Raw genomic sequence first — 14,040 nt, 5'->3', positions numbered from 1 at the left:
TCTTTATTTTTCCAGCAAATTAAAAGCTGCTTCCACGCTGGTGACGGGTAACTGGCAGGCCCGGTTATAGCAGACGTAAACCGCCGTCTGGCCGTTGATCGGAGTCCGATTTTCCAGCAGAGGCAGCGCGCTTTCCGTTTCGGTACCGGCCAGCACTTTATTCGGGTAAAACCGTTGGTCGATCTCCCGCCGGAATTGCTGAACGTCCGGCCCAACCACCGCAATCTCGGCGGTCGGCTGAACCCGCATCGCATACAGGGCGGCCCAATGGGTCAGGTACTCGGCGTTTTGCTGAAGCAGGGATTGCACCCGGCCCATCATCGATTCCAGCAGATCGGTATAAGCCGGTGCGCCCTCAACGGGTTGTTCCAACAACAGGCTGAGCGTATAGAGGTTATGGGCCATCATCGAGTTGGAAGCCGGAATCACATTGTCAAACACCTCTTTTTTGCGGGCAATCAGGGACTCTCCGGTCTGGTCGGTGAAAAAGAACAGGTGATCCTCTTCATCCCAGAAATGATCGAGTGTATACCGGGTGAGACGGTCGGCTTCGCGCAGGTAGGCTTCTTTGAACGTGGCCTGATAAAGCGCCAGGTACCCGTCGATCACCGCAGCGTAATCCTCCAGATAAGCCGTGATGGAAGCCACGCCCGGTGCGCCGTTGACCCCGGTTTTGTAACTATGCCAGAGCTGGCCGGTTTCGGGCTGGGTAAGTTTTTCCCGAATGAAGCGGGCATTCTGCTCGGCCAGTTCCAGAAAGGACGCTTCGCCGAAAACCCGGTAGGCCGTCACCAGTCCCTTCAGCATGAGGCCATTCCAGGAACACAGAATTTTATCGTCCAGGCCGGGCCGGATCCGGGTTTCGCGGATCGCCATCAATTTCTGGTGGGTGGTAGTTAGTTTTTCCGACAGTTCGGCCAGCGTAAGGCCCTGCATCCGGGCAAAATCGGCGTCTGAAACCACCCGGTGCAGAATATTGCGTCCAACACCCTCGTGTTCTTCCCAGTTGCCCTCGGGAGCAATGTGGTACAATTCGCTGAACCAGTTGAAGTCGTCGCCCAGCGCCTGCTGGAGTTCGGGCGTTGTCCAGGTGTAAAACTTGCCTTCCACGCCCTCGCTGTCGGCATCCAGCGCCGAATAGAAACCGCCTTCCGGACTGGTCAGTTCGCGTTTTAGAAAGTTAATCGTTTGGAAAACGGTTTTTTCGTACAGCGGGCTTTGGGTTAAACTGTACGTTTCCGAATAGAGCGTGAGCAACTGGCCGTTGTCGTACAGCATTTTTTCAAAATGGGGCGCAAACCACTGGTCATCGACGGAGTACCGCGCAAAGCCGCCCCCGATCTGGTCGTAGATACCGCCCAGGGCCATGAAGTCGAGCGTCCGGCGAATGTGATCCAGGGCCGCGTTGTTTTTTGTCACGTGATAATACCGCAGCAAAAAACCGTAAATGCTCGGCATCGGAAACTTGGGCGCTTTGCGGGGGCCGCCCTTCACCGAATCAAAGGAGGTTTCGAGTTTCTGGTACATTGCATCGAGCAGGTCCCGGCTAAATTGGGGCGCGGTATCGGTCAGGTAGTACTGCTCGGAGACGCTCATGTTCAGGTGCCGCGCAAACCCTTCCGCCGATTCGGCCAGCTGGTCCGGATGCTCGTTGAACGCCGAACGCACGCTCGTCAGCAGGTTAACCCACTGCCGGGGGGGCAGATACGTGAGACCGTAAAACGGTTTGGCGTCGGGCATCAGGAAAACATTCAGCGGCCAGCCGCCCTGCACACCCATTGCCTGGACGGCATCCATGTAGATAGCATCCACGTCCGGCCGTTCTTCGCGGTCCACTTTGATGCAGACAAAATGCTGGTTCATGACCTGCGCAATCTGCCCGTTTTCAAAGGATTCACGTTCCATAACGTGGCACCAGTGGCAGGCTGAGTAACCGATGCTGACCAGAATCGGTTTATTTTCCTGCTGAGCTTTCTGCAGGGCTTCCGGCCCCCACGGGTACCAGTCAACCGGGTTGTGGGCGTGTTGCAGCAGATAGGGGCTACTTTCTTGGGCTAGTCGATTCATGCGGTAATGATGCCAGGTGAGCGGAAGGATTCCCTGTTTAACCGAGTTTTCCGGATAGAAGTTTAGCTTTGTATTTATTTTCGTTCATCGATTAAGCGTACGGAAACGTTAGTATCTTGGAAACTCAATGGCTTTCAACAGGAAAGTCGGCGCACGTATGAGCAATTGGTGGACGTATTTGTTTTTCTTGGTTCTGATTACCGCAAGCAGTTGTCGAAAAGATCCCGTTTCTACCCCCGACTACGTAACCCGCGTAATTGCCCACCGCGGAGCCTGGAAAACCGCGGGGGTCCCCGAAAACTCGCTGGCTTCGCTCCGGCGGGCCATCCAACTGGGGTGCTCCGGCAGCGAGTTTGACGTACAGATGTCGGCCGACTCGGTTCTGTTTATTCATCACGACAATTCAATCAACGGGATTTCCATCGAAACCACGCCCGCGGCCCAGCTTGCGACCCTGAAATTGAGCAACGGCGAAGCCCTGCCCACCCTGCGGACGTACCTGACCGAAGGGATCAAGCAGGCTAAAACCCGGTTGATGCTCGAAATAAAAGGCTCCCGCGTGAGCAAGGAGCGTTCTCTGGCTACCGCCCGCAAAGCCGTTGAACTGGTGAAAGCGCTGAAGGCGGAGGGGCTGGTTGATTACTGCAGCTTTGATTACGAGGTGTGCAAACACATCCTGGCGCTGGATGCGTCGGCCCGGGTTTCGTACCTGAACGGTGATCAGACGCCCGGGCAGTTGGTCACCGATGGCTTTTCGGGCCTGTCCTATAATTACGCCGTCTTGACGCTGAGACCGGGCTGGATCCGGGAAGCCCGGGACCAGCACCTGGCCGTTACCGTCTGGACGGTCAATGATCGAATCAGTATGCAATGGTTTCTGGATCAGTACGTGAATTTTATCACGACCGACGAACCCGAACTGTTGCTCGAACTCCTGAAGTGATAAACGTATGAAGTATTTCCTGATCGTTGCCGGTCTGTTTGGTGTCGTCTTTGTTTCCTGCAAACGCAAACCGGAGCCCCCGCCCGAACCGACCTATCAACTGGTGTGGGCCGACGAATTTAACTATACCGGGTTGCCCGACTCAACGCGCTGGACCTACCAGGAAGGCTATATCCGGAATCAGGAACTGCAATATTACCAGCCAAAACGCCTGAAAAACAGCCGGGTTGAAAATGGAAATTTGATTATCACGGCCTTAAACGATAGCACCGAAACCCACCCGGTAAGTTCGGCCTGTCTGGTCACCCTCGGAAAAGCCGATTTTCTGTACGGTAAAGTTGAAGTTCGGGCCAAACTCCCGACGGGCAAAGGCGCTTGGCCCGCCATCTGGACCCTGGGCACCAACCGGTACGAAGTAGGCTGGCCGGCCAGCGGTGAAATCGACATCATGGAGTGGCTGGGCTATGCTCCGCAGTACGTTTTTGGCAGTTTGCACAAAGCCGACGCCAATGGCAAAGATGCCGCAAAGATCAGCGTGTCACCCCCCATACCGGACCTGTCGGACGCCTTTCACACGTACATTCTCGAATGGGATAAAGAGGAAATCCGGATTTTTATCGATGATATCAACTACGCCATTTACCGGGCCAGCGACATGCCCGCGGGTGAATGGATGCCGTTCACCAAACCGCATTTCCTGCTGCTGAATCTGGCCCTGGGCGGCACCAGCGGGGGCGCAGTCGATTACTCAAAATTTCCGTTTACCTTTACCATTGATTACGTCCGGTATTACAAAAAGCAGTAAGATTCGGACGGTTTTCTGCCAAGACGGTCTTTACCCTCCATGAAAAACAACCCCCGTGTTATTAACGCCTGGTGTTTATACGACTGGGCCAATTCCGTGCACTCGCTGGTGATTGTTTCCAGCATTTTTCCGGTTTACTTCAGCGCCACGGCCCTGAACGAAGCGGGCGGCAACGTAATTGACTTCCTGGGTTTTCCGGTCAAAAACTCCGTGCTTTTTTCTTACTCGGTCTCGGTGTCTTTTCTGCTTATTGCGCTGCTGAGCCCGTTTTCGTCGGCGCTGGCCGACTACAGCGGTCGCAAAAAATCTTTCATGCAGTTCTTCTGCATCCTGGGCTCGGTCAGTTGCTCACTGCTCTACTTTTTCACGCAGGAAACGACCACCTTTGCCGTTTTTTGTTTTATTCTAAGTCTGGTCGGCTGGGGCGGCAGCATTGTTTTTTACAACTCCTACCTGCCCGAAATTGCCACCGAAGACCAGATCGACCGGGTGAGTGCGCGGGGCTTTACAATGGGCTACATCGGCAGTGTGGTGCTGATGGTTTTCAACCTGACCATGATCCTGTTTCCGCAGTGGTACGGCGGCATGTCGGGCGCGATGGCTTCCCGCATTTCCTTTCTGACCGTGGGCATTTGGTGGCTGGGTTTCTCCCAGCTTTCGTTCCGGTATTTGCCCGACTCGGAACGGCGCAGCAATACTGCTACCTCCGGCAACTGGATTTTCAACGGGTTTAGGGAGTTGAAGAAGGTGTATGCCCAGGTGAAGAAGCAAGCCCTGCTGAAGAAGTTTCTGCTGGCGTTTTTCGTCTACAACATGGCCGTTCAGACGGTGATGTACATTGCCACTATTTTCGGCAGCGACGAGTTGAAACTGCCCGCTCAAAGTTTGATCATTACCATCCTGCTCATCCAGTTGATTGCCATTCCGGGGGCCATTCTGTTTGCCCGTTTGTCCGGACGGTTTGGTAATATTTACGCCCTGATGATGGCAGTAACACTCTGGATTGGCATTTGCGTGGGCGCGTATTACGTGATGACCGAGAACCAGTTTTACGCGCTGGCGGTGCTGGTGGGTCTGGTGATGGGCGGCATTCAGGCCCTTTCGCGGGCTACCTACTCAAAACTGATTCCGGGAGATACGCAGGAAACAGCTTCTTACTTTAGTTTTTATGACGTTACCGAAAAGCTTTCCATCGTTATCGGAACGCTCATATACGGTCTGATTGAGCAGGTTACGGGGAGTATGCGCAACAGCGTTCTGGCGTTACTGGCCCTGTTTGTGGTGGGTCTGCTGCTCTTATGGCGAATTCCTTCACAAAAAGTTTACCGGGTGCATTTGGAAACTGAAGAAATCTCCTAATTTTGTGACCCGAAACACGACAGGATGTTAGCTCAGTTGGTTCAGAGCGCCGTCTTGACAGGGCGGAGGTCAGCGGTTCGAGCCCGCTACATCCTACAAAGCTTATCACTCACGGGTGGTAAGCTTTTTTGTTTTCAGGGGCAGCGAATGCAGCTTCGTCGTTACTTCCCGCATCCAGATGGCCCGTCCGGCGCAGTTCCAGTGGGCATCGCTGATTTCATACAAGGGAACGCGGCTGGCTCGGTACGGCGTGTAAATATCGATGGCCGGAATCAACAACCGGGGGCTTTGCTGAACGCGCTCGATCAGGTGATTGTACGGCAGCGGCCCCGTGTCCGGAGCGTTGATGCTGGTTTTATTCGGAATGATGGAAAGGTACACCTGGTCAAATCCGAGTTTTTGATACCGGTCGGCCACCACGTTGATGGTGTCGATGTAGCGGTTGAGCAGGGAGTCGGGCAGGGGCGTAAACGAAGAATTTTTGCCGGAGGTGTCCGTATCCATGTAGTACAGCAGGTGCTTTCCGTCGGGTGAGAGGGAGGTTTTGGTGTTGACCCGGTCAAACCAGGCCAGCGTCAGCCAGGCTTTCAGTTCCTTAAACCAGAGCGCCCAGTCGGTAAAAAACAGAATCGTTTCCAGCCGGCCTTCAACGGCATCCCGGGAAAATAACGTTTCCAGTTCCTTTGTCAGCGCCAGCCAGTTCCAGTGCCGTTCCGGCTTGGGCTCCGGCCGGGTTGTATCCGAAACGACCTGCAATTCGGTGATGTATTTACCGAACTGGTCGCGGAAGTGGCGCTCAACGGTTTCAATCACCAGCACATTGGTTTTGGTCGTATCGAGTTGAACGCGCCGGGGAGACGCCCATTTCGTCCGGTGAAAGTGTTGGACGGGTAAATCCGCCAGGGTCACGCGTGGCGGTTCCGAGAAGCTATCGCCGATGATGTAGAAGTGAATGGGTTTGCGCGGGCCGTCGGCCGGATGAGCGGGGGGGCAGGGAACTTGCCGGGCTTTAAACTGCGGCAGATTCGCCAGCCGGTAGAGGTCGCCGAACCGGTAGTCATCCGGAATGATCCGTTCCCGCTGGGCGGTATTCAGTACATCAGACGAACAACTGCCAATGTAAATCAGGATGGAAAGCAGTAAGACGATATAGCGGACGACAACGCCAGGTTTCATAGGATTGGATTCTCGTTAGCGCAACTTCACCGACCAGATCTGAACGGCTTTGTTGTCGGTACTGTACACAAATAGTTTATTCCGGGTTGGCGAAAATTGCAGCTCAACGGGGAAGGCACCCGGGATGGGACGGTCACCAATGGGGCGGCCCGCCAGATCATACAAGGTTGTAAAATTACCGGATTTAACACTAATCAGGTTGATGCCCGACCCTAAAACGTGGTAGCGCAAGGTTGTTTGGCCCGGCCGTAGCCCCCGAACCTCGAAAAGCTGTTTGCCATTGCGGTCCAGAACAGCCGCTTCGGTGTCGGTCGTCCGCAGCAGAACATAGCCGTTTTGATTTACGTCCGGTAACATCCGGAACGACCCCCGACGAATGGGGCGGTACAACTGGTTGCGTTCAGAAATCTGCCCGTCGGCCCCGACGTGAATCAATTCGCCCTGCCGGGTCAGGGTGGTAATGGTAGGCGGATTTCCGGTTTCCAGCCAGGCCGGCCCGATCATTTCCGACTTCAGGTCAACGGGAAAACCGCTGATCTGACCGCCGTTTTCGTTCCAGTAAAACAAATGCCCATCTTTCTGCACCGACACCACCGAGAGCGCCTGATTTCGGACGGGCGCGTGAAAAGCCGGCACGCTTTCTCCCGCCGGATTATTGACGGAAAAAGCCGTAACAAACCGTTTCTGTTGGCGGTCATATCCATAAACACTGCCGTTGCGGTTGAGCATCAGCAGAATCAGGTTGCGGTTCTGATCCCGGCGCGGGGCCATCAGCGTGCCCGGATCAGCCCCTTCGGGCAGCGGGATGGACTGGAGTTTGGCCAAACCGTTGACCGGATCGGCGATGTACAGCGACCGGGCCGTGGTAAATGCGTATTGCAGCCGCCCGTTATTCAGGAAATCGACCGGTACCAGCGAACTCTGGACGGGGCCATTGACCGTACCCAAGGGGTGTTTTTCCCCTTCGGGAGTAATCAGGATAAATTGCTGGGTATTGTCCACCGCCCACATGACGCCGGAGCTGCCCACAAAATCGCCGAGCACCATCGGTTGGCTTACCAGGGGCGCATTGAGCGCGATTTTCCGTTGCAGAAAAACCCGGTTCAGAACCGCCTGGCTCGCCCGGCGCGTGGTTCGGCCCAGAATCAAGGAAGAGTAAATCCGTTCACGCCCGTAGGTACTTTGGTAGATCAGGTTTTCGACGTTATCCAGGGCCGTTTCGTCGTGGTTGAGGAGTTGCTGCCAGGCCTGGGGCCAGTTGGCCGACATCGACTCCCCGGCGCGGTTGAAGCGGGTGTAAGCCGTGAAATTGGCGGGGCGCATGGTCTGCGTCAGTAAATCCCGTTGCCGGGCAGATTCCGACCAGACTGTCCGCTGTTCGACGGCCTGCAAATACTCCTGCAAAACCCCTTGTCCGTTGGCAACGACCAGGTAGTCGCCGACCTGCGTCAGCCAGTTCTGATCAAAGCCGCGAAACAATCCACCGAACAGAAAAGCGGGCAAATTGGGGGCTTTCAACGCCGAAATACGGTATCGCAGAAACGGTTTGGAAGCCGCCAGTCGATCGGTGCCGGTCGTCAGCAGGGCCGCCAGCTGATACCGATCCCACAGGCGCTCAATGTTTTGGGAATGAATCAGGAGCACCAATCGGCGGTCGGAAGAGGGGGCATCGAGCCGCAGGAGGGCAATCTCGTTCCCTACGTACTTGTAGATGCCGTTGTCTTCGTTCTGGAGCAGCGGGCGCAGCTTCCGGCGACCTTCGCGCGTATCGGCTTCGTCCTCGGCATTGATGAAAGCCGTCAGCGCCTTTCCGAAGCGGGGGCCGTTGCTTAGGCTAAAGTGAAACAGGGTCGTAGTCTGATCGGGAATCAGGTTGCCGCAACTGAACCGGAAAGGAGTTTGCCGGTCGAACAAATGCGCCAGGGCCCCTTTGGCACCAATGTCGTCGGTCGAGAGGCCAATCAGGTGGGTTCGGGTGGGCGATGGCCGAAAACGGGTCAGCAATTCGGTGGGCAGCAGGGCCTTGATGTATTTCGACTGGTAGTCGGTGCTCGATTCGTTGGGGGACAAAACCGCCGACAACACCGAACTGCGCACGTAAATGCCCGCCAAGGTTCCCGGTCGAATCAGCGACACATCGGCACGTTGCAGCGGAGTTTCCGTGAAGGGCTGGTTCATCCGCCGAATGACGCTCTCCATCAGAATGGTGGAAGGGCTGCCAATCAGGTAGTCATCCAGCACCACAAACGACCCCAGGGATTCGTTCCGGACGGTAAGCAGTTCGTGAATTTTTGTGCCTTCGTACGGGTGGCTGAGCACCCGGAACCGGTCGGCATTGGGATTCAGGATTCGGTTTAGAAACGATTGATCCTGCAGGGATTTAATGGGAATGTAAAAAACAAAGCCGAGCCGGTCTTTGGACGTGGGGTGCAGGGAGTACCAAACCGGTTTTTCGTGCAGAAACTGAACGGCGCTGGCCGTGTCGAGCGGGGCCCAGACAAATTTTTCAAGGCTTCGAACGGCTTCCTGGAAAATCGGGGTCGTCCGCAGGGCCATTTCGTTGAGCTGGGCCTGTTTGGACAGGGTGTCCTGCAAGGTCGAGCTTTCCAGCACCAGCAGCGCATCCGAGGGAATCAGCATCCAGGCCGAGCGGGCGGGTGCCTTCGACCAGCGGTAGGCGAGGTAGCCGCCGAAAATAAGCGCTAAAACGCTGAGGCCAATCCAGAGCTGCTTTTTGGTCATGTACTTAAATTCGGTGCGGTAATATGCGCAAAAATAAAACGCCAATGACGCCGACCGGGCGGATTTTCGCAGATAAAATCTGTGGCCATCCGTTCAATCTGCGTCATCAAAAGTACCGTTGGGGCAACTTTACAGTTTGACGGGCTGGGTTACGTGCACGGTTTTGAGGGCTTTCACCTTGGAGCCCAAAGCCAGCCGGAATTCGACCAGCTCCTGAAAGCTTTGCATACAGACTTTCAGCAGTTTCCATTTCAGAATTGAAACCGTTCCGGTCTGCCGTTCTTTGTGAACAATGGGGATATCGAAGGTTTTTTCACCGGCTTTCCGCGCCATGACCGCCAGGAAAATATTGGGAGCAAAGGGCGTCGGATCGGGAAGTTGCTCCAGAAGTTTCTTGAGATAAATGCCGTTGATGAGCCGGAAGGGAATGTTGCTGTCCTTGATATACGTTCCGTAAATGAGGAAAAGGCTGTATTTCAGAATTCGGGTGATCACCAGCCGGGCGGGTGCGTCGAAACGGATCTGCCGGTAACCCAGAATAAAATTGGATTCGTGCCGCTTGGCCCACAATTTGGAAAAGTCGTCGGTAATAAACTGGTCGTCGCTGTCGGTTTGGAAAACGTACTCGGAACCCAGCGCGACGGCGTGGCGGTATCCCCGCACCACGGCATTACCGTGACCACCGTTGGGCGTATGAACCACCTCCAGTTTGTTGGGGTATTTGGGCTTCAATGAGTCCAGAATCGCGCCCGTACGGTCCTTGGAACCGTCGTTGATGACGATCAGGCGGGTGCTTTCGGTAGGAAATTGCCGGTTCAGCAGGTCGACCCAGTTTTCTACAACTTCGTGGATGCATTCTTCCTCGTTGTAGGCCGGCATGACAATCGATAATAACAGACTCATTGATCAGTAGGAGGTGGATAAAGGCAATAACGTTGAAGTACAGAAGATTGTTCGTATTGCCGGTTCGACAACTTCTTATGGACAAAGATACAAAAATCGGGGAAATGATTTTTCTGACCGTTCATTTTCATTTATTCACTGGGCCACCGACGATCGGTCAATACGCAAACCGGTCTTTCAGGCCGTTGATGGGTTTCTCAACCACGAACCAGGATACCGTGGCGACGGCGACCGTGATGCCGTAAAAAAACAGGACCATCGTAAACGGTTCCAGTGCGGTTTCGGCCAAAAAAGGCAGTTCGCGCAATAGCCGGTTCCACGCCCGGACGGTGACGTAATTGGCGGGCGTGTGGTAATAGTTGAAAACCAGGTTATGAAACAAATACAAGCCGTAGCTGATGCGGCCCAGGTAGTTGCTGATCGGGTGTTCCAGCAGCGATTTCATGAAACCCTGGTAACCAAGTACCCCCTTGCCGATGATGAAAAAGCAAAACAGCGAGGTGAAAAAGCGGTCGAACACGTCCGTAAACACGTTGCGGGCCGGTGAAGTGGACATCATCAAGTAGACGTTCAGCGCGTATAAACCCAGACTAAGCAGCAGCAAGCCCGTGTTTCCCGCCACTTTGGCAAACTGATCCCGCCGAAAAACCATCAGATAGGCCAGCACCCCGCCCAGCCCGAAGGCATCCAGACAGGTAGGCATCAGCACGAACTGCACCATCCAGGGGGCCTGGGTAGCGTAGAGGTACAGCCGGACCAGAAACGAGATGCCGATGAGCGTAATCAGCAACGCCGGAATCCGACGCGTCGGAATAAACAGGATCAGAAACGGGAAAAAGATGTAATACTGTTCTTCCACGGCCAGCGACCAGAGGTGGTCCAGCGCCCCAAACCAGGTTTGGTGAATGATGATCCAGAAATTCTGGGTGTAGGTCAGAAACCAGGGGAGATACTCGCGGGCCGCCTGAAAACCAATCAGGGCCAGGACAAACAGCGTCAGGTAATAAATGGGGAAAATCCGCAGGCTTCGCCGGATGTAAAACTGCCGCAGCGAATGGCCGTGCGAACGCTGAAGCCGGTCGTCGGTCAGTTTGCTGTTGATCAGAATGCGGGTGATCAGAAAACCGCTCAGGACAAAAAACAGGTTGACGCCGAAGTAGCCGAGCGGCAGGTGAACCCGTTCACCCATCCAGTGGTCGATCATCACCAGCGTAACGGCCAGAAACCGCAGGCCGTCCAGCTGAATCAGGTAATTTTTTTCTTTATGCGTAGTTTCGGTTGCGAGCATACTACCAATTCTTTTTAAACGGGGTGGCGGTTTGGCCCGAAGCCGTCAGCTGCCGCCCGGTGGAATAAAACTGCCATTCGTTACCGGGTCTGACGGCCAGCAGAAGCAAGTCGTAGGTGCCGGCTTCGAGTTCGCTTTCGGGAAGCTGGGCCGTGAAACCGGGTCCAAACGTTAGCCGGGGTTGCAGCCAGCGCCGACGACTTCCGGACAGGTTCTGGCGGGTGGCAAAGAGGTACGTTCGGCGGGGCGAACGAGCTATCAGGTACGCCCCTTCCTCGCGCAGCCCGAGCGCTGGAAACGAATCCTGGCGGGCGACGTATTCGCCGTTGGCTCTGAATACCGTATCCAGCCGGACTTTCGAGACCGTGGGCGGAATTGAAAACAGACTCGATACCTGCGCATCGTAAAAGGCCGGGGCGTTGTCGATCAGTTTCCGGGTCTGGGCGTCAATCGTTGCCACGGCATCCGGACGGGTATAGGTCCAGTTAAACTGGCTGGCTGTCAGGTATTTTCGCCAGTAAACTGCTTCGTCCAGGTAGGCAGTGTACGAGAAGAAAGCAATCAGAACGCTGAATCCCGACGCCAGCCCCGCCCGGACCCGGCGCTGGGAGGGACGGCTTTGGGAAATCCAGTACGCAAACAGCAGCGACAGGAGCGTGAGCGAGTAGATTTTATACCGGCTCGTTGTCAGGGTCGCCAGGCCGAAGCCGACGCGGTTCAGGGCCACGATCAGCCCCGACCCAACCACGAAGGCGGCTGTTCCCAGAAAGAAAATCTGCCAGCCGGACAGTTGGGGGGCACGCAGGTGCTGCCGCAAAAAGAGCAGGCAAAGCACGAGGGTAAAACCCAGCATCACCGCCCCCAATACCGTACAACTCAACAGGAAATTCTGGATAGGAAAAGCCTCAGCGGCTGCGCCATTGAACAACAGCCAGCCGTGCAGTTTTTGCAGGAGCGTTCCGGAATCGACCGGATTGCCCGGCGGTTTTTCGTAGTATAGAAAGTAAAGCCGGAACGAAATGGCCAGAGCCGCCAGCCAGCGCATGACCCCGCTGTAATCCTGCCGCAGAAAAAGCAATACGAGCCCCACCGGCCAGATCAGCAGCCCGTTGCCGCTGGTGATGGTACCCAGCACCGCCAGCCCGATGGCCAGCCAGCCCACCCGGTCGCTGAACGCCAGGGCGTAGAACGTGGCCAGGGCGAGCGCCACCACGGTGAAGTTTTGCAGGGCCGCCATCCCCCAGAACATGTTTTCCCACTGGGAGAGGTTAAACAGCAGCATTGCAACCGGCAGGGCCGTCCAGACCGCAGCCCCCGCCTTTTGTAAAGCCCTGACAAAGACCAGCAACAGCAAAACCAAACTTAAATTGCCCACCACCATCAGATGGATGAAATTCAGCTTACCGGTCAGGCGGTAATCGAGCCAGGCAATGAGCCGGTCGTAGACGATGCGGTGCTCGTTGTGTTGCCTGAAAAATTCGTATACCCAATCGCGAATCGATCCGGCTTTTTCCAGATTTAGCAAAAAGCCTTTCAGAGTATGATCCTCAAATTTGGGAATGTTAACCGCGTAGCGACTAAACACCCAGCCGTACACCAGCATCGGGACAAGCAACACCAGCCCACCCAGCACGAGCGACCGTCGGGAGGTTGATTTTGATCCACTATCCGTAACCGAAACTGACTGCGTCTTCGAGTCCATACCGACTCCGCTAAACTCTAAATTTCTCTGCCATTCTCCGCGAAATAACCCTTCTCTTCAACGAGCCTTTTCTACAAAAAAGCCGTCAACTTCTCCTGAATGGAAGCGGCATCCAGGCCCGATTGCTGCTGGTGAAAACTCTGATCTCCGTACACCCCGCCGGGGTATCCCTGGGCCGACAGGCTTACAAACTGCCGGAACGACAGCCCATTTTCCAGCAATTTAACCGAAAGCTGCTGCGCCAGTCCGCCGATGCTCACGTGTTCTTCCACCACCAGCAGATTCTGCGATTCGGCCCATTGCCGGCCCAGGTCGGTGGGCAGCTCAAGCGGCAGGTTCAACGCCGTGTAAACGTCAAACTGATTGCCCAGGGCGTCGGAGGTTTGCAGGGCTTTCAGGACGTTGGCCGCTACCGGGCCCAGCGCCACCACGGTTCCTTTCGGCTGGGCGCTGCTGACCACTTTTTTGAACGAGCCGGTGGTTTCGCTGCCTTCGGGCGTTTTCGGCCCCGCGCCCAGGCGCAGGTAAGCCGGACGGCCTTCCGCTACGATGGCATCCACGAACGGGTCAATCTCGTCGGCAAAAGCCGGAATCCAGGTTTTGACATTCTGCAAGCCACTCAGGCAGGCTAGGTCTTCGATGGCGTGGTGGGTAGAACCCATGATGCCGTAGCCGTAGCCCCCGCCGTTGCCGACCATGAACACCGGCAAATTGTGCAGGCAAACGTCGTTGCGGAACTGCTCCAGACACCGGTAGACCGCAAAGGGCGCGATGCTGTAGCAAAACACTTTGTATCCTTTGTAGGCCATACCGGCCGCCACCCCGACCATGTTTTGCTCGGCGACGCCCGCGTTGATAAAGCGCGGACCCAGCACCGTGGCTACGCTTTCCAGGGCGTTGTAGCCCAGATCGCCCGTGATGAAGATGATGCGCTCATCGTGTGCGGCAATGCGTTCAATGGCGGCTGAAAATTCTTTACGCATGGATTCTTGGTGTGTTTAAGGAGTTTTTTCGCGGAGTTTGATTGAGTTTCGCGGAGTCTCTGCTTGACTCTG

10 protein-coding genes and 1 tRNA gene are annotated in these 14,040 nt (G+C 55.4%); 4 read left to right on the top strand and 7 right to left on the bottom strand.

Going from position 1 to position 14,040, the window contains the following annotated elements; all coding sequences use genetic code 11:
- Positions 1-3 precede the first annotated feature (3 nt).
- Entirely contained in the window at positions 4-2,067 is a 2,064-nt protein-coding gene (locus OQ371_RS22205) for a thioredoxin domain-containing protein (RefSeq protein WP_265990522.1), read from the bottom strand.
- A gap of 157 nt (positions 2,068-2,224) precedes the next feature.
- Here OQ371_RS22205 and OQ371_RS22200 point away from each other — a divergent pair, with 157 nt between their 5' ends.
- The 4 genes from OQ371_RS22200 (at position 2,225) to OQ371_RS22185 (ending at position 5,270) form a co-directional block, all read left to right on the top strand.
- Complete coding sequence (locus tag OQ371_RS22200) at positions 2,225-3,010, top strand: glycerophosphodiester phosphodiesterase (protein ID WP_265990521.1); 786 nt, start codon at positions 2,225-2,227, stop codon at positions 3,008-3,010.
- 7 nt (positions 3,011-3,017) lie between these two features.
- Positions 3,018-3,815 (top strand): glycoside hydrolase family 16 protein, encoded by a 798-nt coding sequence (locus OQ371_RS22195; RefSeq protein WP_265990520.1) that lies wholly within the window; start codon positions 3,018-3,020, stop codon positions 3,813-3,815.
- Between the two features lie 39 nt (positions 3,816-3,854).
- Positions 3,855-5,174, top strand: coding sequence for an MFS transporter (locus OQ371_RS22190; protein WP_265990519.1), 1,320 nt, complete (start codon positions 3,855-3,857; stop codon positions 5,172-5,174).
- Between the two features lie 21 nt (positions 5,175-5,195).
- A tRNA-Val gene (locus tag OQ371_RS22185) sits at positions 5,196-5,270 on the top strand.
- 9 nt (positions 5,271-5,279) lie between these two features.
- Here OQ371_RS22185 and OQ371_RS22180 read toward each other — a convergent pair.
- From OQ371_RS22180 to OQ371_RS22155, 6 genes are all read right to left on the bottom strand, one after another.
- Positions 5,280-6,350 carry a hypothetical protein gene (locus OQ371_RS22180; protein WP_265990518.1) on the bottom strand — a complete coding sequence of 357 codons (1,071 nt, stop codon included), beginning with the start codon at positions 6,348-6,350 and terminating at the stop codon, positions 5,280-5,282.
- Between the two features lie 15 nt (positions 6,351-6,365).
- Complete coding sequence (locus OQ371_RS22175; protein WP_265990517.1) at positions 6,366-9,092, bottom strand: hypothetical protein; 2,727 nt, start codon at positions 9,090-9,092, stop codon at positions 6,366-6,368.
- A 129-nt stretch (positions 9,093-9,221) separates the two neighbouring features.
- Positions 9,222-9,995: a glycosyltransferase family 2 protein gene (locus tag OQ371_RS22170; protein ID WP_265990516.1), complete on the bottom strand. Its 774-nt coding sequence runs from the start codon at positions 9,993-9,995 to the stop codon at positions 9,222-9,224.
- Between the two features lie 157 nt (positions 9,996-10,152).
- Positions 10,153-11,283: an acyltransferase family protein gene (locus tag OQ371_RS22165; protein ID WP_265990515.1), complete on the bottom strand. Its 1,131-nt coding sequence runs from the start codon at positions 11,281-11,283 to the stop codon at positions 10,153-10,155.
- Between the two features lies 1 nt (position 11,284).
- Complete coding sequence (locus OQ371_RS22160; protein WP_265990514.1) at positions 11,285-12,985, bottom strand: hypothetical protein; 1,701 nt, start codon at positions 12,983-12,985, stop codon at positions 11,285-11,287.
- A 71-nt stretch (positions 12,986-13,056) separates the two neighbouring features.
- Positions 13,057-13,968 (bottom strand): transketolase family protein, encoded by a 912-nt coding sequence (locus OQ371_RS22155; protein ID WP_265990513.1) that lies wholly within the window; start codon positions 13,966-13,968, stop codon positions 13,057-13,059.
- Positions 13,969-14,040 lie beyond the last annotated feature (72 nt).

Origin of the sequence: Larkinella insperata (assembly GCF_026248825.1) — a bacterium.
Classification (GTDB): domain Bacteria; phylum Bacteroidota; class Bacteroidia; order Cytophagales; family Spirosomataceae; genus Larkinella; species Larkinella insperata.
The sequence above is the reverse complement of the archived record's forward strand: the minus strand, read 5'-3'. Positions and strand labels throughout refer to the sequence as shown.

Coding starts and splice junctions, on each gene's coding strand:
- OQ371_RS22175 (WP_265990517.1), bottom strand. CDS start 9,092: ATGACCAAAAAGCAGCTCTGGATTGGCCTCAGCGTTTTAGCGCTTATT.
- OQ371_RS22160 (WP_265990514.1), bottom strand. CDS start 12,985: ATGGACTCGAAGACGCAGTCAGTTTCGGTTACGGATAGTGGATCAAAA.
- OQ371_RS22205 (WP_265990522.1), bottom strand. CDS start 2,067: ATGAATCGACTAGCCCAAGAAAGTAGCCCCTATCTGCTGCAACACGCC.
- OQ371_RS22180 (WP_265990518.1), bottom strand. CDS start 6,350: ATGAAACCTGGCGTTGTCGTCCGCTATATCGTCTTACTGCTTTCCATC.
- OQ371_RS22170 (WP_265990516.1), bottom strand. CDS start 9,995: ATGAGTCTGTTATTATCGATTGTCATGCCGGCCTACAACGAGGAAGAA.
- OQ371_RS22195 (WP_265990520.1), top strand. CDS start 3,018: ATGAAGTATTTCCTGATCGTTGCCGGTCTGTTTGGTGTCGTCTTTGTT.
- OQ371_RS22155 (WP_265990513.1), bottom strand. CDS start 13,968: ATGCGTAAAGAATTTTCAGCCGCCATTGAACGCATTGCCGCACACGAT.
- OQ371_RS22165 (WP_265990515.1), bottom strand. CDS start 11,283: ATGCTCGCAACCGAAACTACGCATAAAGAAAAAAATTACCTGATTCAG.
- OQ371_RS22200 (WP_265990521.1), top strand. CDS start 2,225: ATGAGCAATTGGTGGACGTATTTGTTTTTCTTGGTTCTGATTACCGCA.
- OQ371_RS22190 (WP_265990519.1), top strand. CDS start 3,855: ATGAAAAACAACCCCCGTGTTATTAACGCCTGGTGTTTATACGACTGG.